The organism is Enterobacter cloacae complex sp. 2022EL-00788, from assembly GCF_026627565.1.
GTDB classification, from domain to species: domain Bacteria; phylum Pseudomonadota; class Gammaproteobacteria; order Enterobacterales; family Enterobacteriaceae; genus Enterobacter; species Enterobacter pasteurii.
The window spans coordinates 90,262-115,882 of sequence record NZ_JAPNMC010000005.1; the positions used below are offsets into that span (position 1 = coordinate 90,262).

Sequence of the window (25,621 nt, forward strand, 5' to 3'; positions counted from 1 at the left end):
ACATGGTTGATATGACTAAAACTACCACTGAGAAAAAACTCACTCCGGGTGATATTCGTGGCGTGTTCATCCGTTCTAACCTGTTCCAGGGTTCGTGGAACTTCGAACGTATGCAGGCGCTCGGCTTCTGCTTCTCCATGGTGCCGGCCATCAAGCGCCTGTATCCGGAAAACAACGAAGCACGTCGCCAGGCGATTAAGCGTCACCTGGAATTTTTTAACACCCATCCGTACGTCGCCGCGCCGGTTCTCGGCGTGACGCTGGCGATGGAAGAGCAGCGTGCGAACGGCGCAGAGATTGACGACGGTGCCATCAACGGTATCAAAGTCGGTCTGATGGGGCCGCTGGCAGGCGTGGGCGACCCAATCTTCTGGGGTACCGTGCGTCCCGTCTTTGCGGCTCTGGGTGCCGGGATCGCCATGAGCGGCAGCCTGCTTGGTCCACTGCTGTTCTTCATCCTGTTCAACGCGGTGCGTCTGCTGACCCGTTACTACGGCGTGGCGTACGGTTATCGCAAAGGGGTGGATATCGTTAAGGATATGGGCGGCGGCTTCCTGCAAAAACTGACCGAGGGGGCGTCAATCCTCGGCCTGTTTGTGATGGGGGCGCTGGTTAACAAGTGGACGCACGTGAACATCCCGCTGGTGGTATCGACCATCACCGGTCAGGATGGCCAGACGCGCGTCACCACCGTGCAGACCATTCTGGACCAGCTGATGCCGGGCCTGGTGCCGCTGCTGTTGACCTTCGCCTGTATGTGGCTGCTGCGTAAGAAAGTAAACCCGCTGTGGATCATCGTTGGCTTCTTCGTCATCGGTATCGCGGGCTACGCCGTCGGCCTGCTGGGTCTGTAATAAACTGCGTTATCGACCGGGGGCTTGCCCCCGGTCTTTTTATCTGGAGGATGAATGACTGTCACGGACACCGTACTGGTTTTGTTTATTGTTGCCCTTCTGGCTTACGCGATCTATGACGAGTTCATTATGCCTCGCCGCCACGGCGAGACGCTGCTGACCCTTCCCCTCTTACGCCGTGGACGCATTGATGCGTTTATCTTCGCCGGCCTGGTCGTCATCCTGATTTACAATAACGTGACCAGCCATGGTGCAATATTAACCACATGGTTATTATGTGCGCTGGCCCTGATGGCGATTTACCTGTTCTGGATCCGTTCGCCAAAACTCATCTTTAAAAAACACGGATTTTTCTTCGCCAATGTGTGGATAGAATATAACCATATTAAAGAGATGAATTTATCCGAAGACGGCGTGCTCGTCATGCAATTAGAACAGCGCCGGCTGCTTATTCGGGTCAAAAATATTGATGACCTTGAAAAGATCTACAAACTACTTCTTAAAACTCAATAGCTTAATATTATAGCACCGGCTATATAACGCGATATTCTTTCGCACTCAGTATAGCCATTGCTATATCTTGCTTGCGTAATAACTTATATTTATTAACGATATTTTCACGCATAAACCTAAATGAAAATCGTTATCAAACAATAAGCTAAATTACGCCTTCTTCATTGTTGTTTTATATTCTCAAAATATGTTAAGGTTGCGCCCGTCGTTGGGGAGTAGCCGATTTCCTGCATGCAGGAAATGTACGTGTCAACATACTCGTTGAAAAACGTGGCGCGTACGGATCGCTTTCAGCACGTTATCGTGCCAAAAGGATCAGGCGAGACCATAGATACATCAACTGCTGTTTACTGGGGGCAGTGATGTGTCATATGGATATCCCCGGTCTGGACGCTCTGATGAATATCTCCGCTACGATCCTTCTCGCTTTTGGCATGTCCATGGACGCGTTTGCCGCCTCCATCGGTAAAGGTGCCACGCTCCATAAACCTAAATTTTCTGAAGCTCTGCGTACCGGCCTCATCTTTGGCGCTATCGAAACGCTGACGCCGCTTATCGGTTGGGGTCTGGGAATGCTCGCCAGCCAGTTCGTGCTGGAGTGGAACCACTGGATTGCCTTCGTGCTGCTGGTCTTCCTCGGTGGACGCATGGTGATTGAAGGTGCTCGCGGTAACGGCGACGACGAGGAAGCGCCGCTGCAACGCCACGGCTTCTGGCTCCTGGTCACCACAGCGATTGCCACCAGCCTGGACGCGATGGCCGTCGGCGTTGGCCTGGCCTTCCTTCAGGTCAATATTATCGCCACCGCGCTGGCGATTGGCTGCGCGACGCTTATCATGTCGACGCTGGGAATGATGGTTGGCCGGTTTATCGGCCCGCTGTTAGGCAAGCGAGCGGAAATTCTGGGCGGTATCGTGCTGATCGGGATTGGTGCCCAAATCCTCTGGGCACACTTCGCGGGTTAAGCGTCGCGCTGCCAGCAGTGGATGCTGAAATCCGTCTGGCAGCGAAATTCTGCGCAGGTCGCTAACGTTTCCCATACCTCTGGTTTTGCCCGCCACGCGAACGGCGTCATTTGCAGCAGCGCCACGGCTTCACTTCCCTGCAGCGTCATTTCATACCCCACCGACTGCGCCTGCGTTAACGTAAAGCCCGCCAGCTGTTCAGAGTGAGGCGCATGCAGGCGCACGTCATCGTAGATTAGCCCCTTCAGCTCCATCAGATGGCGTGGCCCGGGCGTGACGGTGATAACCCACCCGCCGGGCTTAACGACGCGCGCCAGCTCCTCTGCCTTACAGGGCGCATAGATGCGCACTACGGCATCCATACTCGCATCCTCAAACGGCAGCCTGTGGCTGGAGGCCACGCAGAACGTTACGGCGCAGTAGCGTTTTGCCGCCGCGCGGATAGCCACCTTCGACACGTCCAGGCCGAACGTTTCAGCGCCCTTCTCTCGCGCCACGTCAGCAAACGCTGCGGTGTAGTAGCCTTCGCCGCAGCCGATATCCAGCACGGCGGAGGCGGCATCCGTCAGGCTTTCAGCCAGCCGGTCTGCAACGGTGTCCCTGAGCGGCTGGTAGTGCCCGGCATCAAGAAACGCCCGGCGCGCCTGCATCATCTCTGCGCTGTCTCCCGGATCCCGGGAGCGCTTGTGCTGCACCGGCAGCAGGTTCACATAGCCCTCCTTCGCCATGTCAAACTGATGGCCCTGCGGACAGGTAAAGCTTTTCTCCGAGCGCGTCAGCCGCGCGTGACAAAGGGGACAACTGAAAGACATGACAACTCCGGGGACGTAAACCAAAGGGCGAAGTGTACCGCTATTCGCCGGGGTTATAAACGGCTGGGTTGCGCATCACGATCAGATGGTCAGAATCTGCCGGCAGCCCGTCGGGCTTCACGTTTTCCAGGCGCAGGACGTTCCCCATAATTTCGCTAAATACCGGCGCGGAAACGGCTCCCCCATAATAGGCGCCGTTTTGCGGATCGTTGATCACCACCACCAGCGCAAAGCGGGGATCGCTCGCGGGCGCAACGCCTGCGGTATACGCGACGTATTTATCCACGTACTTACCGTGCTCATCGATTTTTTTGGCCGTCCCGGTTTTTATCGCCACGCGGTAGTTACGCACCGCCGCCTTTACCCCACCGCCGCCGGGGAGCGCGACGCTCTCCATCATGTGCTCCACCTCGTGAACAATCTGTTCGGGCATCACCCGTTTGCCAATTACCGGCGGATCGATACGGGTGATCGACAGAGGACGTTCAATCCCGTAGCTGCCGATGGTGGCATACACGTGCGCCAGCTGGAGTGGCGTTACCATCAGACCATAACCGAACGCGAAGGTCGCCCGATCGAGCTGACTCCAGAATTTTCGCTGCGGCAGTAAGCCCGAACTCTCCCCGGTTAAGCCAAGCCCGGTACTCTCACCAAAACCAAAGCTTTTGTAGGTATCAAGCAGCCGCTGTACGGGCATTGCCAGAGAAAGGCGGGACACGCCCGTGTCGCTGGATTTTTGCAGGATCCCGGTCATCGTCAGCTCCGGGTAGTAGCCCACATCGCGAATACGGTGACCGTCAATGGTGTAGGGATGAGTATCTATCACACTGTCAGGCTGAACCAGCCCCTGCTGAAGCGCCGTCATCAGCACCAGGGGCTTGACGGTTGAGCCGGGTTCGAAGGTGTCGCTGATAGCGCGATTGCGAAAATCATCCAGCGTCGCTCCTTCCCTGTTGTTGGGGTTGAAGTCCGGGAAGCTCGCCATCGCCAGAATTTCACCCGTATGGATATCGATCAGCACCGACGCGCCTGACTCGGCTTTGTTCCACGCAACGGCGTTATCCAGCGCGTCCTCCGTGATGGTTTGCAGCCGTTCATCGATACTGAGCTGGATACTATGCGCCGGTACGGGCGCCACCTCGGTGAGGTTCTCCACCACGTGACCGTAGCGATCTTTCCTCACCTGCCGCACGCCAGCCTTTCCGGTGAGTTGCGCATTAAAGCTTTTCTCAACGCCTTCAATGCCCTGACCGTCAATGTTCGTAAAGCCGAGAAGGTTAGCGGCCACGTGCCCGGCAGGATAAAACCTACGGGATTCATCCCGAAGGTTGATACCCGGAAGGCGCAGCTTATCGATCCACTTAGCCTGGGCGGGATCGACCTGACGGGCGAGATAAATAAATCGGCCATGCGGATTGCCGTTGATGCGCGACGCAAGCGTGCTCAGGGAGAGGTGCAAGGTATTTGCCAGCGCCTGCCAGCGCGAATCAAAACCCACTCCACCTTTTTCCAGTACGGTTTTCGGATCGGCCCAGACGGCCTGGACAGGTACGCTTACCGCCAGCGGGCGTCCTTCACGGTCGACGATCATTCCCCGCGGGGCGTCGATTGGCACTTCGCGCAGGGAGCGCATATCTTCCTGCTTCACCAGATTGTCCGGTTTGACGATCTGTAACCACGCCACCCTGCCCAGCAGAAAGGCCAGGCTGCAAAAGATAGCGAGACACAGAAGAGCAAAACGCGCCGGCGTAAAATTTCCGGTGGCCGTTATAGTATTTTTTTTCACCTTAACCCCAGGGCTGTTAAACAACGCACTGATTTAACGGGAAAAGAGGACTATAAGGCGGGAAAACAATGCTAATAACCTCGCAGCTTTGCAACAAGTTACTAACAGAGAAGGATTACGTAATAACTTGAGAAATAAACGCATAAAAAAGCCCCGCATCGGCGAGGCTTATGTCTGAGATCGAAGCGCCTGGCGCTTCAGTCAGCAGTGATTCGATCAGATAGCAGTTACGTTAACCGCAGCTGGGCCTTTCTGGCCGTCCTGAATTTCGAACTCAACGTTCTGGCCTTCAGCCAGAGTTTTGAAGCCGTTACCCTGGATTGCAGAGAAGTGTACGAACACGTCTTTGCTGCCGTCAGCAGGAGTAATGAAGCCAAAACCTTTAGACTCGTTGAACCACTTAACTTGACCTTTAATCTTTGCCATTTGCAAAATTCCTTAGAGTGTTTTCTTAGCCCGCAGGCATAACTGAGATAAAACTGAGACATTACTGCATGAGGCACTAATATAAGGTTCGGCAGAGAAGCGGTATTCAACGACAACGTGTTTACTCAGGACTTCTTTACTGAAAATGCCACACATAAACAGAACTGTACCTCGTTTGACCCAAACCGTGTTATCACATACAACGTTTAATATGGCAAGCCATTTTTAAACGTGTCTCGATCCGCCGCACAAACTCTGGCGTTACTTCGCCACACTCCGCACAGTTATGCGTATTGCAAAGTAAAGCACCAGCCGTTTTACCTGCCCTCGGGGTGCACTGACGCGCCCTGTAATCAAAGACTTTTTAAACATAGCTCAACTATTTCAGGTCGTCCATATTCCGCCAAACATTTCTTTAAAAGAATGACTGAGTTAGAACATTTTGTGAAAAGTTATGCTGAAATCTTTGCAATGCACCAAAACTGTGACACGCAATATTCAATGTTAAATAGCTTTCACTAACTGTATTAAAATTCACCATTTAACAGTCGTTGTTATGCACCAAAATAATGAAATTTTTATGAACGTGCCTCAAAAGAAGGCAAGCAAAACGTTTCGATTAAAATAAAACACTTCTGGAAATTTAAAGTACATTCTTTATTCAACGAAACGGCACCCGTTATATGCGGAGAATTCTTCGCCATTTTTCAGTGCACTGAATCAATAGTTAACTGCTGCTTAATATTAGGAGGGGATTTTACAGGAGTTTGTTGTTCAGGGAGGAGTTTTACGCCGTACGCTCGGGCTACCTCCCCGTTCGGGGCAGACTATCGTTCGGCCACCAGACGAATGAAGTCTTCATCCTCTTTTTGCTGAACCGCGGCTTCCTTCGGCACGTCTTTCGCCTCCGGTTCGTTGGCTTCACACAAACGACGCAGCAGCGCATTCTGGCGCTTCTGCTGATCGAGTAACGCTTCCAGCAGCTCAATCTGCTCGTTTGTACGGGAACTGGCACGGTTAACGTAGAACCACAATACCAGCCCAACAACCAGCACAACCAAAGCCATCACCAGGGATGCAATGCTCAGCAGCCCCGCATTCAGTAACTCACCCATCTTACCACCTCAGTAAAAAAAGCCATTTTACCACTGCCGCAGGGGAAGGAAATCACCCAGCGAAAAAATGACGATCTACCAGGGTATAAACTGATTAATTGAACAAATGCCGCTAAAGAACTGTACATCCTGATCGCACATCACGTTGATAGTCTGCGTCCACAGCACTACGCATGCCACCAACACTATAATCAGAATTACCCAGCGTATTTTTTTCACTCCACACTCCGTTTTATCACCTGATGTAGCCAGGTTATCACGGCTATCTTAAACAGGGGCTAACTGTACCCGCAACAGAGCCTTTTAGGAATCGTGCACTTGTTTCACTGCGTAAACCCGGTACGCTTACCCTATGACAACAAAGAAAAAAGAGGCATTAATGCGTTTAATTATTCGTACGGTTATTGTACTGGCCATCGTGTGGATTGGCCTTCTGTTAAGTGGGTATGGCGTATTAATGGGGAGCAAAGAAAATGCCGCGGGCTTAGGTATCCAGTGCAAGTATCTGACCGCGCAGGGCGTGAGCACGGCCCAGTACATTCATTCAGACAGCGGAATTATCGGGCTGACCAACTGCCCGGTGCTGCGTAAAACGTCTGTAGTGGTTGATAACGGCTAAGCCTGGTTAAATACATTTTACAAAAACGCCGCAGTAATGCGGCGTTTTTTATGGGGGCAAGGATCAGAACGGGTAGTCGTTATAGCCCATCTGCTCTGAAATTTTGCGCGCGGCGGTGTGCAGAATCGCCACGTACTCATGGAGACGCTCTTCAGAGAATCGCAGCGTAGGGAACGAAATGCTCAGGCCCGCAATCACAACCCCGAAGCGGTCAAACACCGGCACGCCGATGCAGCGCAGCCCCTCTTCCTGCTCTTCGTTATCTTCCCCGTAACCCTGTTCACGGACCTTATCCAGCACGGCCAGCAGCTCATCGGTACTGGTGATAGTGCGGTCGGTGCTGCGTTTGTATTCCACGCCGTCGAGGATCTGCTTCACCTCTTCGCGATCGCGCCAGGCCAGCAGCACTTTACCAATTGCGGTACTGTACAGCGGGTTGCGGCGACCGATACGGGAGTACATGCGCAGGTTGTACATGGAGTCAATTTTGTGGATGTAAACGATGCTGTCTTCATCCAGCGCGCCGAGGTGAATCGTCTCTTTCGTCAGGCGCGAAAGCTCGCGCATCTGAATGTCCGCGCTGCGGATCAGATCCACGTTTTGCAGCGCGCGGGCGCCCAGCTCAAACAGCTTCAGCGTCAGAGAATATTTTTCTGATTCACCTTCCTGTGCGACATAACCCAATGATTTCATTGTTTGCAAAAAGCGATAAACGGTGCTTTTCGACATCATCACACGCTGCGATAACTCTGTAATACCAATTTCACGCTCTTCTCCGAGCGCCTGCAAGATGCCAAACACCTTCAGCACGGAAGAAACAGAATCTGGCTGCTTATCCAAATCTGCGATTGCCATTTATCACCTCATGGAGAGTGTTTTATAAAAATCAGAACCGGTTTTTATTATAAATTCGTGCGGTGCGTGCTGCAATCAATCTGGGTTTACTTCGTTACAAATCTGCGACATAAAACTGAAATAACGATGCTAAAATAGTTACCCTGAAAATAATTTCACCCTGAGCCATTTTTTTCCATGCAAAAACACCTTTCTGATGGCCTGCCCTTACCCCAGCGGTACGGCGCAATTGCCACTATTATCATCGGTATTTCGATGGCCGTCCTTGACGGCGCTATTGCCAACGTTGCCCTCCCCACAATAGCCAGCGACCTTAACGCGTCTCCGGCAAGCTCAATCTGGATTGTGAATGCGTACCAGATAGCGATTGTGATTTCACTCCTGTCACTCTCGTTCCTGGGCGATATGTTTGGCTATCGCCGGGTTTACCAGTGCGGGCTGGTGGTGTTTACGCTCACCTCGCTCTTTTGCGCCCTTTCCGATTCACTGCATACCCTGACGATAGCGCGTATCGCCCAGGGGTTCGGCGGCGCGGCGCTGATGAGCGTCAACACGGCCCTGATACGGCTCATCTATCCCCATCGCCACCTTGGGCGCGGCATGGGGATTAACTCGTTTATTGTCGCGGTGTCGTCTGCCGCCGGGCCGACGATTGCCGCCGCGATTCTCTCCGTGGCGTCGTGGCAGTGGCTGTTTGCCATCAACGTGCCGCTGGGCATTGTAGCCATCTTCTTCGCGTTGCGTTATCTTCCGGAGAATGGTCCGAAAAGCACCGTGCCGCGTTTCGACCTGCCCAGCGCAGTGATGAACGCGCTGACGTTTGGCCTGCTTATTACCGCCCTTAGCGGCTTTGCGCAGGGGCAGTCGCTGACGCTAATCGCCGCAGAAGCAGTGGCTATGATCACCGTCGGCTTTTTCTTCGTTCGTCGCCAGCTGGCGCTGCCGGTGCCGTTATTACCGGTAGACTTGCTGCGCATTCCGCTGTTTTCACTCTCGATTTGCACCTCGATTTGCTCGTTCTGCGCCCAGATGCTGGCGCTGGTTGCCCTGCCGTTCTTCCTGCAGAGCGTAATTGGCCGTTCGGAGGTGGAAACGGGCCTGTTGCTCACGCCCTGGCCTCTGGCAACGATGGTGATGGCCCCGCTGGCCGGATACCTTATCGAGCGCGTGCATGCCGGGCTTCTGGGGGCTATCGGGCTGGTCGTGATGGCAATAGGGCTGTTCTCGCTGGCGCTGCTGCCCTCGTCGCCGGGCGATCTGGATATTATCTGGCGCATGATCCTGTGCGGTGCAGGTTTTGGTCTGTTCCAGTCACCCAACAACCACACCATTATCACCTCCGCTCCGCCGCAGCGCAGCGGTGGCGCCAGCGGGATGCTGGGAACGGCGCGGCTGCTGGGACAAAGCACCGGGGCCGCCCTGGTGGCGCTGATGTTCAATCTTGCCGGGCAACACGCGACCCACGTTGCGCTGCTTACCGCCGGAGCGCTGGCGACCCTCGCGGCTATCGTCAGCGGGCTTCGCGTCACCCAGCCGCGGGTACAGGCATAAAAAAAACCGGGCGGAGAGAGTCTCCTGCCCGGCTTTTTTCAACCCTATAGCGTTACTTCAGGTATTCACCGCTGCGCAGCGCTTCAATGCGTTTATCCAGCGGCGGGTGAGACATAAACAGCTCACTCAGCGACTTCGATTTGCCGTTGATGCAGAAAGCCATCATGCTGTTCGCTTCCTGCGGCTCGTAGCTGGTTTTCAGACGCTGCAGCGCGGCAATCATCTTCTCACGACCTACCAGCTTCGCTGAGCCGGCATCCGCATGGAACTCGCGGTGGCGGGAGAACCACATGGTAATGATGCTTGCCAGAATGCCAAACACCAGCTCCAGCACCATTGAAACCGCAAAATAGATCAGCGGGTTACCGTTGCTCTCTTCACCCTCGTCACGGTTGCCCCCCATAAACCCGGCGGCGATTTGCGCCAGAATACGGGAGATGAAGATAACGAAGGTGTTCACCACGCCCTGGATCAGGGTCATGGTGACCATATCACCGTTGGCAATGTGGCTGATCTCGTGGGCAATAACCGCTTCCGCTTCGTCACGGCTCATGTTTTGCAGCAGACCGGTACTGACGGCCACCAGAGAGGCGTCACGACGCGCGCCGGTGGCAAAGGCGTTGATATCCGGCGCGTGGTAAATGGCCACCTGCGGCATGGCAATGCCCGCCTTCTTTGACTGCTGAGCAACCGTGCTCATCAGCCACTGTTCCATATCGTTACGCGGCTGCTCAATAACTTCACCGCCCACGGATTTCAGCGCCATCCACTTCGACATCAGCAGTGAAATGAAGGAGCCACCAAAACCAAACAGCAGCGCCATAATCAACAGACCCTGAACGCTGCTCGACTGAATTCCCGTCAGGCTTAGCACCAGCCCGAAAACCACCATTACCGCCAGGTTGGTGAGCAGGAAGAGCGCGATTCGCATCATAATATTCTTTTAACCTCAGTTTAACAAAACGCACTATGCGATTACCCACATCGTATGGGTATTCCGGCTATTTTCAAGCATCCAGGCGGCGTAAGTCACCAGAAAGACACAACTTTACACAATTGGAAATCTGCTTGACGGGAGAGTGCGGAACAAAAAGAAACAGGCACAATCGCTTGTGCCTGTTGGGGGATTATTTTGCCGGAGCGGGTTGCACGGCAGGCTTCTCTTTTTCCAGATTCGCCAGGTCGAGCGCGATATGCACCGTCTCGTCGAGGTACGGATCCGGCTCCTGGTAATCTTTAGGCAGATCGTCCAGCTTCTTGAGCAGCGGCTTGCCTTCACGTTTGAAGCGATCGTTGATACGCGCCAGACGCGTTGCATCATCTTCGTTGTTCTCTTTCTCACGCTGAGCGTAGTTAAGAGAGACAATGTTCCGTTTCGCTTTCAGGGCATTGAAACGCGCGATGTCCTTCATGATGTACTGGAATTCCGGATCTTTCACGATGCGGTCGTTATGATTTTTCAACAGTTCCGGTCCGAACTGTTTCATATCACCCGACTTCACGAATGTCGCGGCATCAATGCTGTCCCACGGCAGCGCATTATCTTCAAACTTCTCGCCCGTTTCCGTCTCTTCGGTACCTGTCGGCATCAGGATATCCGGCGTAACGCCCTTACGCTGCGTACTCCCGCCGTTCACGCGGTAGAATTTCTGAATGGTGTACTGTACGGAACCCAGCGCAGGCCATTCCGGGCGCAGCATCTGGTCGTAGATACGGTTCAGAGAGCGGTACTGCTGAACGGTGCCTTTACCAAAGGTCGGTTCACCGACGATCAGCGCACGGCCATAGTCCTGCATCGCAGCAGCAAAGATTTCGGATGCAGACGCGCTGAAGCGGTCGACCAGTACCACCAGCGGGCCTTTGTAGTAGACCACGCCGTCGGTGTCGGCATCTTCACGCACCTTACCGTTGTTATCACGCACCTGCACCACCGGGCCGGACGGGATAAACAGACCGGACAGCGAGACCGCTTCGGTCAGGGCGCCGCCGCCGTTGCTGCGCAGATCGATGATCACGCTGCTGACGTTCTGCTTCTCGAGCTTCTGCAACTGCACCTTCACATCGTCGGTCAGGCCAACGTAGAAGCCAGGAATATCAAGAACGCCAACCTTCTCTTTACCGACGGTTTTCACCGACATTTTCACCGCGCGATCTTCCAGGCGGATACGCTCGCGGGTCAGGGTAATGATTCGGGTCTTGGTCCCCTTACCGGCAGGGAGAATTTCCAGGCGAACTTTGCTGCCCTTTGGCCCTTTAATCAGCGCAACCACGTCGTCGAGACGCCAGCCGATCACGTCCACCATGCTCTGGCCGCTCTGGCCGACGCCCACAATGCGGTCACCTACGCTGATCGCTTTGCTTTTGGATGCAGGACCGCCGGCCACCATGGAGTTGATTACCGTGTAGTCATCGTCCATCTGGAGCACCGCACCAATACCTTCCAGAGACAGGCTCATTTCGGTATTGAACTGTTCGGTGTTACGCGGAGAGAGGTAATTAGTGTGCGGGTCAATTTCATGGGCAAACGCGGTCATCGCCAGCGAGAAGACATCCTCACTGTTGGTCTGCGCCAGGCGACGGATGGCAAATTTGTAGCGACGGTTTAGCGTCTCACGAATCTCTTTCTCGTCTTTACCCGTGAGCTTGAGGCTCAATTCGTCGTACTTAACCTTTGCGTCCCACAGCGCGTTCAGTTCGGCCTCGTCTTTCGGCCATGGCGCTTTGCTGCGGTCCAGATTAAAGGTGTCGTTGCCGGTAAAGTCCATCGGACGTTCCAGCACCTTAAGCGCGTATTGATAACGTTCAAAACGGCGCTTTTGCGATAAATTGTACAGATCGTAGAACAGATCCAGCTTTCCGGAGCGCAGCTCATCACCCACTTCGGATTTACGTTTAGCGAACTGTTCGACATCGCTGGCCAGCAGTACGTTGTGGCTGTAATCCAGCAAGTTCAGATAACGGTCAAAGATTTTGGCCGAGAAGGCCTGATCGAGATCGAACTGACGATAGTGCGAACGAGTAAAGCGCGACGTCACGCGCTCACTCACCGTCGCGTGCTGCGTCTCTTCCTTGAGAACAGGAATCTGATCAACACGCGTAATATCGTCCACAGCGAAAGCGTGGCCTGTTATAGCAAACAGGCCAGCCAGCGCGGTGAGCTTAAAAAAAGTGTTCATGCCAGGCTCGGCCTCCGTTTCAGAACAACAAGTGTTCTGCGCGTACAATCATTGACATACCAGAAGTCAGCTGTACACGAACGCCATCTTTGGTGATTTCCAGTACGGTGGCGTCCATCGCGTTGTTACCCGCTTTCACCTTCAGCGCCTGACCCACGCTCAGCGCGTTGATGTCAGAAACCGGGGTGTGGCGCGGCTCTTCGCGCGGCGCACGTGGGGCTTTAGCTGCTGGTTTGTCAGCACGCGGTTTGCGATCGTTATTTTCAGAACGACGCGGTGCCGGGCGTGGTTTGCGCTCGCGACGAGGGGCGTCTTCCTGCCCGTTTGCCGCTGCGGCTTCGCGTTTTTTCGCCTGCTGCTCCGCACGCTGTGCCTGCACGCGAGCTTTGGCTTCTTCAAGCTGCTTGCGTGCGTGCTCTACGTGCTGCTCATCCAGCTCACCGCAAGGGTTGCCGTCAAGGTCGACACGGGTCGCGCCCGGCTTGATACCGTACAGGTAACGCCAGCTTGAGGTATAAAGGCGTAAGGCAGAACGAAGCTGCGTTTTGCTGAGGTTCATTTCGCCCTCAACGCGCGCGACCAGATCCTGAAAGATACCGACTTTCAGAGGACGCGCTTCACCTTCAGCGCTGAAGCACTGCGGGAAACGCTCGGCCAGAAATGCGATAACTTCTTTACTGCTATTCAACTTAGGTTGATTTTCCATGAAATTTCCTGATTACAACGGACGTTGCCAACAAGCGCAGGCATGAACAGGCGACATTATAATGACGCTATCAGTAAATGCTACGTTATCCGTTGATTATCCTGCGACGCTCGCAAAGAATTTATGATAATCGGTTGCTGCCAGAACATTTTCCAGGTTCGCCACCAGCTCGCGCAGCCCCTGTTCGTCCTCGGCAGTGAAGCGGCTGAAGACCGTACTGTCGATATCCAGAACGCCAATAATCTGATTTTTGACCACCAGCGGCAGAACGATCTCTGAATTGCTGGAGGCATCGCAGGCGATGTGCCCATCAAACGCGTGAACATCTTCAACGCGCTGAACCTGACGGGTTGCCACCGCGGTACCGCATACGCCACGCCCTACCGGAATGCGCACGCAGGCAAGCTTGCCCTGGAAAGGCCCAAGCACCAGCGTTTCACCTTCAAGCAGGTAAAAGCCCGCCCAGTTCACGTCTGAAAGGCGTTCGAACAGTAACGCGCTGGTATTTGCCAGAGTGGCTAAGAAACTGGTTTCCCCCGCCATTAATGCCTTAAAATCGCGATTCAGATCCGCGTAGAATTCTGTTTTGTTCATTATTCAATCACTTAGTTATCTTACATATTTACCGCATAGCCTATTAAAATAAGCATTAAATGCGCTCATGCTCAAGATGAATCCGTTCATGAGTTATTATAACTTTCAACAATACTAATCTGTGCGCGACTCATGGCCATAAAAACACCCAAAATTACGCCGACAAGCAAGATCGTTGTCCATACGGTAAGCCAGCCTTTGCCTCGTGCACATTATCAGCGTTGCCCCCAGTGCGATACGCTTTTTATGTTGCCGAAGATGAAATCGCATCAAAGCGCCTTTTGCCCGCGCTGCGATGCCAAAATCCGCGACGGACGAGACTGGTCATTAACGCGTCTGGCGGCAATGGCGGTGACGATGCTGCTGCTGATGCCCTTTGCCTGGACCGAGCCGCTGCTGAAGCTCTATCTCCTGGGCGTGCGAATCGACGCCAACGTATTGCAGGGGATCTGGCAGATGACGCGCGAGGGCGATCCGCTCACCGGCGCGATGGTGCTGTTCTGCGTCGTCGGCGCGCCGCTGGTGCTGGTCGCGGCGATTGCCTACCTGTGGTTTGGCAACATCCTGGGGATGAACCTGCGCCCGGTCCTGCTCATGCTGGACAAGCTCAAGGAGTGGGTGATGCTGGATATCTATCTGGTCGGCGTCGGCGTCGCCTCCATCAAGGTGCAGGACTATGCGTTTTTGCAGCCCGGCATTGGCCTTTTCGCGTTTATTTCGCTGGTGCTGCTGAGCATTCTGACCATGATCCATCTGAACGTTGAACAGCTCTGGGAGCGATTTTACCCCCAGCGCCCCGCCACCCGGCCGGATGAAAACCTGCGCGTCTGCCTGGGATGCCACTACACCGGCCTGCCGGATGGGCGTGGACGGTGCCCGCGTTGCCATATACCGTTAAGATTACGGCGCAACAATAGCCTGCAAAAATGCTGGGCGGCGTTAATCGCTTCCCTGGTATTTTTGTTCCCGGCAAACATGCTGCCGATCTCCGTGATATACGTGAACGGCGCCCGCCAGGAAGACACGATCCTTTCCGGGATTATCTCCCTTGCACACAGCAACGTGGGGGTTGCCGCCATCGTTTTTATCGCCAGTATCCTGGTGCCGTTTACTAAAGTGGTGGTGATGTTCACGCTGCTCATCAGCATCCACTTTAAGTGCGAACAAGGACTTCGCACCCGCATCCTGCTTCTGCGATTCGTGACCTGGATAGGTCGCTGGTCGATGTTGGATCTGTTCGTGATTTCGTTAATGATGTCGCTCATCAATCGCGATCAGCTACTTGCTTTTACCATGGGACCCGCAGCTTTTTATTTCGGCTCTGCGGTGATATTGACTATTCTTGCAGTGGAATGGCTGGACAGCCGCTTACTTTGGGACGCACATGAGTCAGGAAACGCCCGCTTCGCCGACTGAAGCGAGAATTAAAACAAAACGCCGCATTTCGCCATTCTGGCTGCTGCCTGTTATCGCGCTGCTGATTGCAGGCTGGCTTATCTGGACGAGCTATGAAGATCGCGGAAGCACCATCACCATTGACTTCCAGTCTGCGGACGGCATAGTCGCCGGACGGACTCCCGTTCGCTTCCAGGGGGTGGAAGTGGGGACCGTACAGGATATTTCCCTGGGCAAAGGACTGAACAAAATCCAGGTACGGGCAAGCATTAAGTCCGACATGCAGGACGCCCTGCGCGCCGAAACGCAGTTCTGGCTCGTGACGCCTAAAGCCTCTCTGGCCGGCGTTTCGGGGCTGGATGCCCTCGTTGGCGGTAACTATATCGGCATGATGCCCGGCAAAGGTGAGCCGCAGGATCACTTTGTTGCGCTGGATACGCAGCCGAAATACCGGCTCAATAACGGGGATTTGATGATTCATCTCCGCGCGCCGGATCTTGGCTCACTGAACAGCGGCTCACTGGTCTATTTCCGTAAAATTCCAGTCGGCCGCGTCTACGATTACGCCATCAACCCAAACAAAGATGGCGTGACCATTGACGTGCTCATTGAGCGGCGCTTTACCAGCCTGGTGAAAAAAGGCAGCCGCTTCTGGAACGTTTCGGGCGTTGATGCCGACCTGAGCCTGAGCGGTGCGAAGGTGAAGCTCGAAAGCCTGGCGGCGCTGGTAAATGGCGCTATCGCCTTCGATTCTCCGGAAGGCTCAAGCCCGGCCGCCGCAGAAGATACGTTTGGCCTGTACGCGGACCTGGCGCACAGCCAGCGCGGCGTTATCGTCAAGCTGACCCTGCCGGATGCTAAAGGGCTGAAGGCCGGCTCGACTCCGCTCATGTACCAGGGGCTAGAGGTCGGTCAGCTGACAAAATTAACCCTCAACGCGGGCGGCTCCGTTACCGGTGAAATGACCGTGGATCCAAGCGTGGTCGATCTCCTGCGGGAGAAAACGCGCATTGAGCTGCGTAATCCGAAGCTGTCGCTCAGCGACGCCAGCATCAGCACCCTGCTGACGGGCAGTACCTTCGAGCTGATCCCGGGTGAAGGTCCTCCGAACAAAAACTTTGTTATCGCGCCGGCGGATAAAGCCCTGCTGCAAAAGCCAGGCGTGCTGACCGTAACGCTTAACGCCCCGGAGAGCTATGGTATCGAGGCCGGGCAACCGCTGATCCTGCACGGCGTGCAGGTAGGCCAGGTTCTGGAGCGCAAGCTGTCGGAAAAAGGGGTCTCCTTCTCCGCCGCCATCGATCCGCAGTACGGCAACCTGGTTCACGGCGACAGCAAATTCGTGGTTAACAGCCGCGTCGACGTGAAGGTGGGCCTGGACGGCGTTGAGTTCCTGGGAGCCAGCGCCAGCGAGTGGGTAAACGGCGGGATCCGCATTCTGCCGGGCAGCAAAGGCGCGCTGCGCGAAAGCTATCCGCTGTTTGCCAACCTGGATAAGGCAATCGAAAACAGCCTGGGCGACCTGCCGACCACCACCCTGACCCTGAGCGCTGAAACGCTGCCGGACGTACAGGCGGGTTCGGTCGTGCTGTATCGTAAATTTGAGGTCGGGGAAGTGATCACCGTTCGCCCTCGCGCGGACGCGTTTGATATCGAACTGCACATTAAGCCGGAATACCGCAAGCTGCTCACGCCAAACAGCGTGTTCTGGGCAGAGGGCGGCGCGAAGGTACAGCTCAACGGCAGCGGCCTGACCGTGCAGGCCTCTCCCCTCTCCCGTGCCCTGCGCGGGGCTATCAGCTTTGATAACCTGAGCGGCGCGGGCGGCAATATGCGTAAAGGCGACAAGCGGATCCTCTTCCCGTCTGAAACCGCTGCGCGCGCCGTCGGCGGGCAGATCACGCTGCACACCTTTGATGCCGGCAAGCTGGCGGAAGGGATGCCAATCCGCTATCTGGGCATCGATATCGGGCAGGTGCAGAAGCTGAAGCTGATCACCGCGCGCAACGAAGTCCAGGCCACCGCCGTGCTTTATCCGGAATACGTGCAGACGTTTGCCCGTGCAGGCTCGCGCTTCTCGGTGGTTACGCCGCAAATCTCTGCCGCCGGCGTAGAGCACCTCGACACCATTCTCCAGCCGTACATCAACGTTGAACCGGGTCGCGGCAATACGCGTCGCGAATTTGAACTGCAGGAAGCGACCATTACCGATTCCCGTTACCTGGACGGCCTGAGCATTGTGGTTGAAGTGCCGGAGGCGGGTTCGCTGGGCATTGGCACACCGGTGCTGTTCCGCGGTATCGAGGTGGGAACGGTAACCAGCCTGACGCTGGGGAACCTGTCCGACCGCGTGATGGTCGGCCTGCGCATCAGCCAGCGTTATCAGCACCTGGTGCGCAACAACTCGGTGTTCTGGCTGGCTTCAGGCTACTCGCTGGACTTCGGCCTCACCGGCGGGGTGGTGAAAACCGGCACCTTCAACCAGTTCATTCGCGGGGGCATTGCCTTTGCCACGCCGCCGGGCACGCCTCTGGCGCCTAAGGCGCAGGCGGGTAAACACTTCCTGCTGCTGGAAAGTGAACCGAAAGAGTGGCGTGAATGGGGAACGGCGCTGCCGCGTTAATCTCACAGGCTCCGGTGTCAACGCGCCGGAGCCTTTATGCTACACTGCTCGCCTGAATGTTTCCCTGTGGTGTGCCCGTGGCTCAAAACTCCGTATTTCTTCCTGAACAGTTCCTGGCGCAGATGCGCGAGGCGCTTCCCGCTCATCTCTCTTTTGATGATTTTATCGCTGCCTGCCAGCGCCCTTTGCGCCGGAGCATTCGCGTCAATACGCTCAAAATCAGCGTCGAGGCGTTTCTGGATCTTGTCTCCCCCTACGGCTGGCAGCTAACGCCGGTCCCGTGGTGTGAAGAGGGTTTCTGGATCGAGCGGGATGATGAAGAGAGCCTGCCGCTCGGCAGCACCGCCGAGCACCTGAGCGGGCTGTTTTATATTCAGGAAGCCAGCTCCATGCTGCCGGTTGCCGCGCTGTTTGCCGATGACAATCAGCCTGAGCGGGTAATGGACGTCGCCGCGGCGCCCGGCTCTAAAACCACCCAGATTGCCGCCCGGATGCACAACCGCGGCGCCATCCTCGCCAACGAATTTTCCGCCAGCCGCGTCAAAGTCCTGCATGCCAATATCAGCCGCTGCGGGATCCACAACGTGGCACTGACGCACTTCGACGGACGCGTGTTTGGGGCCGCTCTGCCGGAGGCCTTTGACGCCATCCTGCTGGACGCCCCCTGCTCCGGCGAAGGCGTGGTGCGTAAAGATCCCGATGCGTTAAAAAACTGGTCCGTTGAAAGCAACCTGGAGATCGCCGCCACGCAGCGTGAACTGATCGAAAGCGCCTTTCATGCCCTGCGCCCCGGCGGGACGCTGGTTTACTCCACCTGCACGCTGAACCGCGATGAAAACGAGGACGTCTGCCTGTGGCTGAAGCAACGCTATGCGGATGCCGTCGAGTTTCTCCCGCTGGACGCCCTCTTCGATTCGGCCAAAGCGGCCGCCACGCCTGAAGGCTTCCTGCACGTCTTCCCGCAGATTTACGACTGCGAAGGCTTCTTCGTCGCGCGTATGCGCAAAACATGCGCCGTTGACCCTCTCCCTGCCCCTAAGTTTAAGGTCGGCAACTTCCCGTTCTCCCCGGTCAAAGGACGCGATGCGGCGCAGGCGGAGGCGGCTGCCGGCAAAGTGGGCCTGCGCTGGGATGAGAGCCTGCGCCTCTGGATGCGTGACAAAGAGCTGTGGCTGTTCCCTGCGAATATCGAACCGCTGATTGGTAAGGTGCGCTTCTCCCGCCTCGGTATTCGCCTCGCGGAGATCCACAACAAGGGCTATCGCTGGCAGCATGAAGCGGTTATTGCGCTGGCCGGTCGTGAAAACACCTTCGCCCTGACGCATCAGGAAGCGGAAGAGTGGTATCGCGGCCGTGACGTTTACCCGGAAAACGGCCCGGCGCAGGATGAAGTTATCGTGACGTATCAGGGCTATCCGCTGGGGCTGGCAAAAAAAGTTGGCTCGCGGCTGAAAAACAGCTATCCGCGTGAACTGGTACGCGATGGCCGCCTGTTTACCGGTAACAGCCGCACCGCCTGAAAAAAACGCATTTTTTTACTGGCGATTTCGCTCTCCTTGTCTAGGCTCAAAGATGGGTGGCTGTACTGGTCATACCAGATTTTGGGCAACGAACCGGAGAGCATTATGACGAAAACCAGCGTACGCATTGGCGCTTTTGAAATCGACGACGCTGAACTGCGCGGCGAAGCACAAGGCGATCGAACGTTAAGTATTCCCTGCAAATCCGATCCGGATTTGTGCATGCAGCTGGATGCCTGGGACGCAGATACCAGCGTCCCGGCTATTCTTGATGGGGAACATTCCGTTCTGTACCGTGAGCATTACGACAGTAAAACCGATGCCTGGGTCCTGCGTCTTGCCTGACCCAAAGAGAACCCGCCCGAAGGCGGGTTATTTATTACTGAAGCTGCACCAGCGTCAGGAAGCCTCCAAAAACCGCCCCCGTATCGATATAGTGCAGATTGTTAAAGTCATATCGTTTGTCTAAAGGCGTATGCCCGAACCAGAAGTGATCCGCGCCGCTGATGCCCTGCTCTTTACCCGCCATCAGCCCCGTTAAGCGATCGCGATCCCACAGCACGCGCTGCGCATCCACCGGCCTGTTCCAGACATATTCGGCTGATGGATAATCCGCATGGGCGACAACGTTCAGCCCGTTTGCGCAGGTTATTTCAATGACGTGCGGTAAGGCCCGACACGCATCGAGTAAAGCCATCGCCTGTTTTTGCTCGTCACCCTTAAGAGCGGTAAACCAAATACCGCCATTTATCGACCAGAGAGTAATATTATTATTTTCAAGCGCATCCAGCGCCATTTGCTCGTGGTTGCCGCGAACAGCGCAAAACCATTTTTCCTGCACCAGCTGTAAACATTTTACGCTGTCAGGCCCGCGGTCGATAATATCCCCCACCGAGATCAGCAGATCCGCGTCAGGATTAAAACGCCGCTGCTTCAGCTCCTCCATAAGCCCCTGATAGCAGCCATGAATGTCGCTGACAACCCAGATATGACGCCAGCGTTCCCCGTTAATTTTCCGATACATAACGCCTCCTGTAAAAAGTATAGCTGCAACAGAAAATGTCATGGGCTGACGTCAGACGCCTCGAATCCAAACGAATCGTAAACCAGCCGGAAATAAAGATCGCCGCGCTATTAATTCCTTATCCCCGGCCCTTTAAAATAGTGCGGAATAAAACGAGGGATTTTCACGTGTCAAACATACACCTGCAAAACGATGTTTTTTACCCACATCGTACAAATATTATTTCTGAACTGGTGAAGGGAAAACGCGTTCCTGGCCCTATCTGGCAGAAACGTGAATACCGGTTAAAGTTCCTGTTGCGCTCGCTTTTATTCTGGTCCTCCACCCAACGCATGCTGGAGGCGCTGTCCGGACGCGACGACTTTGACAAACTGCTGGCGTCTCAAATTACGCTGCCGAGCAAAACCCACCGCCAGTATCTGATGCGCGGCCTGAACTCAAACGACAGAGCGGATGCTATCGTCAGCCACTATGACTGGATCGATAGTCTGAAAAATACCGCCCTTGCCCACGCCCTGACCAGCCCGCAGGAGCTGCCGGTTGTGCAGTTTGAGGCTAAAAACGGCGTCACGTATACCGTCAATGCCTCGTCCGCGGGTAAAGCCGAGCGCGAAGGCGAAAGCACGCTGTGGCTGCACGACGGCGACAACACGCTGCTCGCCAGCCTGACCTTTTGCGTCGCACGCAGCAACGGCCGCGCGGTGCTGGTGATCGGCGGGCTCCAGGGTCCGCGTCGCAACGTGCCGCGTGAGGTGATTAAAGAGGCCACCCGCGCGTGCCACGGTCTTTTCCCGAAGCGCGTGCTGATGGAGGTAGTCTTTCAGCTTGCCGCACGCTCGAACATCAGCGCTATTTTTGCCGTCAGCGATGAAGGACATGTGTTCCGCGCGCTGCGCTATCGCCTGAGCAAAGGCCGCCATTTCCACGCCAGCTATGACGAGTTCTGGGAAGGGCTGAACGGTAAAAAGGTCTCCCCCTTCTGCTGGCAGCTGCCGCTGCGGATGGAACGTAAATCGTTAGAGGAGATTGCCAGCAAAAAACGCGCTGAATACCGGCGCCGCTTCGCGTTACTCGATGAAATCGCGGCATCGGTTGATTCGCGGTTTTAGCCCGCTGCCGCCTGAGGCAAAATAGATACAAAAATTTAACAATGCAGCCCAAAAGGACTGGACTTTCGCCCGTCGGGTGGTGAATGGTGAAGAAGGCAAACAGGACGTAAACCTCCTGTGAAGGCAATAAGCGGATAATATCGTTTGCTTTCATGCTGATCAAAGAAAACGACTTCGATTCCAGTTTTCTCTATGTCCAGTCCTTTAGTCTTAATTCAATACCCTTCCTCTGTAAACGTCATTTACAGGGATTCACCTTTTCGTTCTCCTGGTAAGACGAGCACATAATCGCTCTGTGTCAAAATTATTCAAATGGATGCAGGACCAGTTTACGGTTGGCCTAAGTAGCTTTCATTTCCCTCCTGTCGCGTTATTTGAAAATGACGCATCCGCGTTATCCAACTCTTAGAACCAAAAATATTGAAGATTATAATAGATATAACTTCAGATAAATCAAAAGCGCCTTCTACTAACATCCATTGCACCCTTCATCACCATTAACAAACAAATCCCAAACAAATTCCCTATATATAGCTACAGTTGAAACATTTCATAAATAAACAAAAAGTCAAAAAATCAACTCAATTTTATTTTTTTGTTGATTATTGCGAATTTTAAAATTAATCTCTACGGATCATAAGGTTCATTTTACATGCGCTTTATGATTAAGTTGGTTGAACGTTAAATAAATTATAATTTACGTTAAATGTTATAACTGGTTAATTTACCGCCAAAACTACGAGCCAAAGTATGATCATGCAATCACCAACCACACAACACGCTGTTTTTGTTGAAGATAAAAATAACGAGCTACTATCAAACCTGGTATCTGTTATATCGTCAGTAATGGATGCCATGGAAAAAGCGATACCCAAAAATATCGAAGTTGTTTTACATGATTTAACTCACCCCGATACATCAGTTATTAAAATTATTAACGGAGAGATTACAGCCAGAAAAAGAGGTGACTCATTATTGAAGGCTCCCGATAACAATGATGGTTTTGCAGGCATGCTCTTAAAAGACAGAGATCGTCTTAATCCGTTTATACTTAGTGGGTATAATTGCGTAATAAAAAGTGGCGAGGTAGTTAAAAGCGGCAGTAGCACATTCTATAAAGACAACGGTGAACCTATCGCCGCATTTGCTATAAACGTTTTGGTTTAATCAGATAAATCCTATTACATTATCGTAATTCATATAACTTTATAACGAGAGCATAAGCACTCGTCAGTCATTATATGCCCTCTTTGTGCAATGTCATATGTCTATGCGGGCCTGCATTTCATCTTTTAATACAAAGAGGGCTTTTGTCGCAAATACCATGAATAAAAAATCTTATTCATGATATGCGTTATTATTACCAGTCAACAACATGCGTTCCCTGTTATAGCAGAGCATTCCCTCCAGGCAGCAGTCCGATCAGGGAGGCGATCGTCGAGGGGTAACTGGCAGGAACCCGGCTGCCCCTTTTGACTCCATGCTTTACTCACCGGAACACCGCGGGGGAAGAATTTGCATTACGATTGCCGGGACACAAAAATTTAACAAAGACCAAAAAATACCTGGACGCACGCGGTGCAGAGTATGTTATGGTTTAGACAGGATATGGAATATTCGAGTAATTTTCGGGGGATTTCGTGTTGAGCCCGGTAAGCCCTTGAAAATGAATAGATAAAAAGAGACCGAATACGATTCCTGTTTCCGCCACAACCAGCCTTTTTTGATTTTATTCAAACACTTACACATCAGCAACCCGTTAAATACGGGTTCCAATGCTTACCAATACATCCATTCAAGATCAAACCGTTGCCATCTTTTTCGAGTGGGCGACGGGTGAACTTCGGGATCGCTTCGATCCGAAATCTCCCCAACTTTGCGTAGCTCCTTCCAGTTTCGTAACACGCCGCTTTACGCATTTCATCCCCAACAGCATAATCGCCCCGAATCAGTTTGTAAGACTTAACCAGCGCGCGCGACTTTTTCTCCCTGCCCTATACTTTCAGTCTGACTGACTGGAGGTTACTATGTGTGGACGTTTTGCACACGCCCAAACCCGTGAAGATTATCTGGCATACCTGGCCGACGAATCCGATCGTGACATCGCCTACGACCCGGAACCAATTGGCCGCTACTACGTCGCGCCCGGCACAAAAGTACTGCTGTTGAGCGAACGCGATGAGCAACTGCACCTCAATCCGGTATTCTGGGGTTACGCGCCCGGGTGGTGGGATAAACCGCCACTGATTAACGCGCGTGTCGAGACGGCGGCCACCAGCCGAATGTTTAAGCCTCTCTGGCAGCATGGCCGGGTCATATGCTTCGCCGATGGATGGTTCGAATGGAAGAAGGAAGGCAACGAAAAACAGCCCTACTTCATTCACCGGGCCGATGGCCAGCCCATTTTCATGGCTGCGATCTGCAGCGCGCCATTTAAGCGCGGCGATGAAGCAGAGGGCTTTCTGATAGTAACGTCAGCAGCCGATAAAGGTCTGGTCGATATTCACGACCGCCGGCCACTGGTTTTGTCGCCGGAAGCGGCGCGCGAGTGGATGCGTCAGGATGTAGGAGGGAAAGAAGCTGAGGAGATAGCCGCCAACGGCGCCGTGCCAGCCGACAAGTTTGCCTGGCACGCCATTACACGTGCGGTGGGTAATGTCAAGAATCAAGGGCCGGAAATGATTGCCAAAAATTAGATAATTATTAATAACCTGCGTAGCCTCGACGACCATATGATGCAGTGATAGAATGCCTTTTATTAGGCATTAACAATTACTAATTTATTTTTACCCTTAAGGTTAGATGATGGATTTATTATTCTCGCTTTGCCTTGTTTTGACCTGTTTAGCACTCGCAATTGGAATATTTAGCTTGCCGTTATTCAGGTTTATAGATGAAGATACAGATACAGCAAGGGCCAATAGTTTAGATGGCATGAGATTCATTCTTGCTTCTTTTGTAATATTTCACCATATTGACTGCGCCTATACCTACATAACAAAAGGCAAATGGATGCCGACTTCAGATTGGTTGTTATATATGGGTAAATATGGTGTGGCTTTATTTTTCATGATTACAGCTTTTTTGTTTTGGGGGAAAGTAAGAAAATCCAATAAAATTGATTGGGTTGACTTATATAAAAAAAGATTTTATAGGATTGCACCTTTATCTATTTTTTGCTCAGCTATTGCGCTGGCAAGTCTGTTTTTATTGACAGAAAGAAAGGAATTTTCTCATAGTATACTGGCTGCTTCACTCTCCTGGTTTGATGCTGGGTTGTGGAATTCAAAACCTGCTGTTACTGCGTTTACACCTCCATTTATGGCATTAGCTGGCGTTACCTGGACGCTCCGATGGGAATGGATCTTTTACTTTTCACTCCCCCTGTTTTTCATGTTTAAAAAATGGTCATTTGAGTTAACTGTTTCTGTATTTGCTTTTTCTGTTTATTTCCTTCCAGACTTTACTAGAGATGCATATTTATGGTCGTATTTTTTCGCTGGAATGTTATGCAACGTTCTAAAAGATAAGATACACTTAAACGCTAAATCTGCCAATACCATATTAGTGATTATGATATTAATTACTTTGTTAGTCCAACCAGCTTTATACGGCGCTCCTGAAAAGATATTCCTCTGCGTTATATTTTTCGCTGTAGTATCAGGAGCTAATTTTTTTGGTGTATTAATTAACAAAGCGGCAATTCGTCTTGGGGCAATAAGTTATAGTTTATATTTAACGCAAGGATTGGTTCTTTTCCCAATGGTTATCTACTTTAGTAATGAAAGAAATTTAGACTTAAATATAAACACATTTATTATATTCGCAGTATCTTATGTCTTGATTTGCATTCTATCATCATTAACCTTTCATTTTATTGAAAGGCCATTTATGAACAGAATAAAGGCCAGTAATACTGCCGACCAGGCATACAATAAATAATGGCATCCGGCGACTTGTCGCCGGAGATTTAGATCT

25 protein-coding genes are annotated in these 25,621 nt (G+C 53.1%); 13 read left to right on the forward strand and 12 right to left on the reverse strand.

Annotated elements, in window-relative coordinates; translation table 11 throughout:
- Nucleotides 1–2 precede the first annotated feature (2 nt).
- The 3 genes from OWK27_RS09315 (at nucleotide 3) to mntP (ending at nucleotide 2,332) form a co-directional block, all read left to right on the forward strand.
- On the forward strand, nucleotides 3–854 hold the full coding sequence (locus OWK27_RS09315; RefSeq protein WP_006810994.1) for a PTS mannose transporter subunit IID: 852 nt from the start codon (nucleotides 3–5) through the stop codon (nucleotides 852–854).
- A gap of 54 nt (nucleotides 855–908) precedes the next feature.
- Nucleotides 909–1,367 (forward strand): DUF986 family protein, encoded by a 459-nt coding sequence (locus OWK27_RS09320; RefSeq protein WP_267590277.1) that lies wholly within the window; start codon nucleotides 909–911, stop codon nucleotides 1,365–1,367.
- Nucleotides 1,368–1,765: 398 nt separating this feature from the next.
- Nucleotides 1,766–2,332, forward strand: coding sequence for a manganese efflux pump MntP (gene mntP / locus OWK27_RS09325; RefSeq protein ID WP_148418041.1), 567 nt, complete (start codon nucleotides 1,766–1,768; stop codon nucleotides 2,330–2,332).
- Here mntP and rlmA read toward each other — a convergent pair.
- The 6 genes from rlmA to mgrB form a co-directional block, all read right to left on the reverse strand.
- Entirely contained in the window at nucleotides 2,329–3,144 is an 816-nt protein-coding gene (rlmA, locus tag OWK27_RS09330; RefSeq protein WP_267590278.1) for a 23S rRNA (guanine(745)-N(1))-methyltransferase, read from the reverse strand. The genes mntP and rlmA overlap by 4 nt on opposite strands.
- Nucleotides 3,145–3,184: 40 nt before the next feature.
- Nucleotides 3,185–4,930, reverse strand: coding sequence for a peptidoglycan glycosyltransferase FtsI (gene ftsI, locus OWK27_RS09335; protein WP_267590279.1), 1,746 nt, complete (start codon nucleotides 4,928–4,930; stop codon nucleotides 3,185–3,187).
- A gap of 216 nt (nucleotides 4,931–5,146) precedes the next feature.
- A complete protein-coding gene (cspE, locus tag OWK27_RS09340; RefSeq protein WP_001062678.1) occupies nucleotides 5,147–5,356 on the reverse strand; it encodes a transcription antiterminator/RNA stability regulator CspE in 210 nt (69 codons plus the stop codon).
- A gap of 12 nt (nucleotides 5,357–5,368) precedes the next feature.
- Nucleotides 5,369–5,512, reverse strand: a complete 144-nt coding sequence (locus OWK27_RS09345) for a DUF2627 domain-containing protein (RefSeq protein ID WP_148418044.1) — start codon at nucleotides 5,510–5,512, stop codon at nucleotides 5,369–5,371.
- A gap of 671 nt (nucleotides 5,513–6,183) precedes the next feature.
- Nucleotides 6,184–6,471 carry a YebO family protein gene (locus OWK27_RS09350; RefSeq protein WP_148418045.1) on the reverse strand — a complete coding sequence of 96 codons (288 nt, stop codon included), beginning with the start codon at nucleotides 6,469–6,471 and terminating at the stop codon, nucleotides 6,184–6,186.
- A 75-nt stretch (nucleotides 6,472–6,546) separates the two neighbouring features.
- The gene (mgrB, locus tag OWK27_RS09355; RefSeq protein ID WP_148418046.1) at nucleotides 6,547–6,690 is read right to left on the reverse strand and encodes a PhoP/PhoQ regulator MgrB; all 144 of its coding nucleotides are present in this window, start codon (nucleotides 6,688–6,690) and stop codon (nucleotides 6,547–6,549) included.
- Between the two features lie 160 nt (nucleotides 6,691–6,850).
- Here mgrB and OWK27_RS09360 point away from each other — a divergent pair, with 160 nt between their 5' ends.
- Nucleotides 6,851–7,090 (forward strand): YobH family protein, encoded by a 240-nt coding sequence (locus OWK27_RS09360; protein WP_148418047.1) that lies wholly within the window; start codon nucleotides 6,851–6,853, stop codon nucleotides 7,088–7,090.
- A 63-nt stretch (nucleotides 7,091–7,153) separates the two neighbouring features.
- Here OWK27_RS09360 and kdgR read toward each other — a convergent pair whose 3' ends face one another.
- A complete protein-coding gene (gene kdgR, locus OWK27_RS09365) occupies nucleotides 7,154–7,945 on the reverse strand; it encodes a DNA-binding transcriptional regulator KdgR (RefSeq protein ID WP_148418048.1) in 792 nt (263 codons plus the stop codon).
- A 177-nt stretch (nucleotides 7,946–8,122) separates the two neighbouring features.
- Between kdgR and OWK27_RS09370 the strand changes: the two genes are divergently transcribed.
- Nucleotides 8,123–9,496, forward strand: a complete 1,374-nt coding sequence (locus tag OWK27_RS09370; RefSeq protein ID WP_267590280.1) for an MFS transporter — start codon at nucleotides 8,123–8,125, stop codon at nucleotides 9,494–9,496.
- A 52-nt stretch (nucleotides 9,497–9,548) separates the two neighbouring features.
- Here the strand turns inward: OWK27_RS09370 and htpX are convergent, their stop codons facing one another.
- The 4 genes from htpX to OWK27_RS09390 all read right to left on the reverse strand — a co-directional run bounded on the left by htpX (nucleotide 9,549) and on the right by OWK27_RS09390 (nucleotide 13,972).
- Nucleotides 9,549–10,430: a protease HtpX gene (htpX, locus tag OWK27_RS09375; RefSeq protein ID WP_267590281.1), complete on the reverse strand. Its 882-nt coding sequence runs from the start codon at nucleotides 10,428–10,430 to the stop codon at nucleotides 9,549–9,551.
- A gap of 193 nt (nucleotides 10,431–10,623) precedes the next feature.
- A complete protein-coding gene (gene prc, locus OWK27_RS09380; protein WP_148418050.1) occupies nucleotides 10,624–12,672 on the reverse strand; it encodes a carboxy terminal-processing peptidase in 2,049 nt (682 codons plus the stop codon).
- 19 nt (nucleotides 12,673–12,691) lie between these two features.
- Nucleotides 12,692–13,378, reverse strand: a complete 687-nt coding sequence (proQ, locus tag OWK27_RS09385) for an RNA chaperone ProQ (protein WP_176610053.1) — start codon at nucleotides 13,376–13,378, stop codon at nucleotides 12,692–12,694.
- A 96-nt stretch (nucleotides 13,379–13,474) separates the two neighbouring features.
- The gene (locus OWK27_RS09390; RefSeq protein ID WP_148418052.1) at nucleotides 13,475–13,972 is read right to left on the reverse strand and encodes a GAF domain-containing protein; all 498 of its coding nucleotides are present in this window, start codon (nucleotides 13,970–13,972) and stop codon (nucleotides 13,475–13,477) included.
- A 132-nt stretch (nucleotides 13,973–14,104) separates the two neighbouring features.
- Here OWK27_RS09390 and yebS point away from each other — a divergent pair, with 132 nt between their 5' ends.
- The 4 genes from yebS to OWK27_RS09410 all read left to right on the forward strand — a co-directional run bounded on the left by yebS (nucleotide 14,105) and on the right by OWK27_RS09410 (nucleotide 19,855).
- Complete coding sequence (gene yebS / locus OWK27_RS09395) at nucleotides 14,105–15,388, forward strand: membrane integrity lipid transport subunit YebS (protein WP_148418053.1); 1,284 nt, start codon at nucleotides 14,105–14,107, stop codon at nucleotides 15,386–15,388.
- Entirely contained in the window at nucleotides 15,357–17,990 is a 2,634-nt protein-coding gene (locus OWK27_RS09400) for a PqiB family protein (protein ID WP_242172327.1), read from the forward strand. Before yebS ends, OWK27_RS09400 begins: the two co-directional genes overlap by 32 nt.
- Nucleotides 17,991–18,061: 71 nt before the next feature.
- Nucleotides 18,062–19,510, forward strand: a complete 1,449-nt coding sequence (gene rsmF / locus OWK27_RS09405; protein WP_267590282.1) for a 16S rRNA (cytosine(1407)-C(5))-methyltransferase RsmF — start codon at nucleotides 18,062–18,064, stop codon at nucleotides 19,508–19,510.
- Nucleotides 19,511–19,615: 105 nt separating this feature from the next.
- Complete coding sequence (locus OWK27_RS09410; protein ID WP_006176013.1) at nucleotides 19,616–19,855, forward strand: YebV family protein; 240 nt, start codon at nucleotides 19,616–19,618, stop codon at nucleotides 19,853–19,855.
- A 34-nt stretch (nucleotides 19,856–19,889) separates the two neighbouring features.
- On the opposite strand, the gene pphA is transcribed toward OWK27_RS09410, so the two are convergent.
- Complete coding sequence (gene pphA, locus OWK27_RS09415) at nucleotides 19,890–20,534, reverse strand: protein-serine/threonine phosphatase (RefSeq protein WP_267590283.1); 645 nt, start codon at nucleotides 20,532–20,534, stop codon at nucleotides 19,890–19,892.
- A gap of 167 nt (nucleotides 20,535–20,701) precedes the next feature.
- Between pphA and OWK27_RS09420 the strand changes: the two genes are divergently transcribed.
- The 4 genes from OWK27_RS09420 (at nucleotide 20,702) to OWK27_RS09435 (ending at nucleotide 25,585) form a co-directional block, all read left to right on the forward strand.
- Complete coding sequence (locus tag OWK27_RS09420) at nucleotides 20,702–21,643, forward strand: VirK/YbjX family protein (protein ID WP_267590284.1); 942 nt, start codon at nucleotides 20,702–20,704, stop codon at nucleotides 21,641–21,643.
- A gap of 756 nt (nucleotides 21,644–22,399) precedes the next feature.
- Nucleotides 22,400–22,810, forward strand: coding sequence for a PAS domain-containing protein (locus tag OWK27_RS09425; RefSeq protein ID WP_267590285.1), 411 nt, complete (start codon nucleotides 22,400–22,402; stop codon nucleotides 22,808–22,810).
- Between the two features lie 860 nt (nucleotides 22,811–23,670).
- On the forward strand, nucleotides 23,671–24,339 hold the full coding sequence (locus tag OWK27_RS09430; protein ID WP_242172323.1) for an SOS response-associated peptidase: 669 nt from the start codon (nucleotides 23,671–23,673) through the stop codon (nucleotides 24,337–24,339).
- Nucleotides 24,340–24,445: 106 nt separating this feature from the next.
- On the forward strand, nucleotides 24,446–25,585 hold the full coding sequence (locus OWK27_RS09435) for an acyltransferase family protein (RefSeq protein WP_267590286.1): 1,140 nt from the start codon (nucleotides 24,446–24,448) through the stop codon (nucleotides 25,583–25,585).
- Nucleotides 25,586–25,621 lie beyond the last annotated feature (36 nt).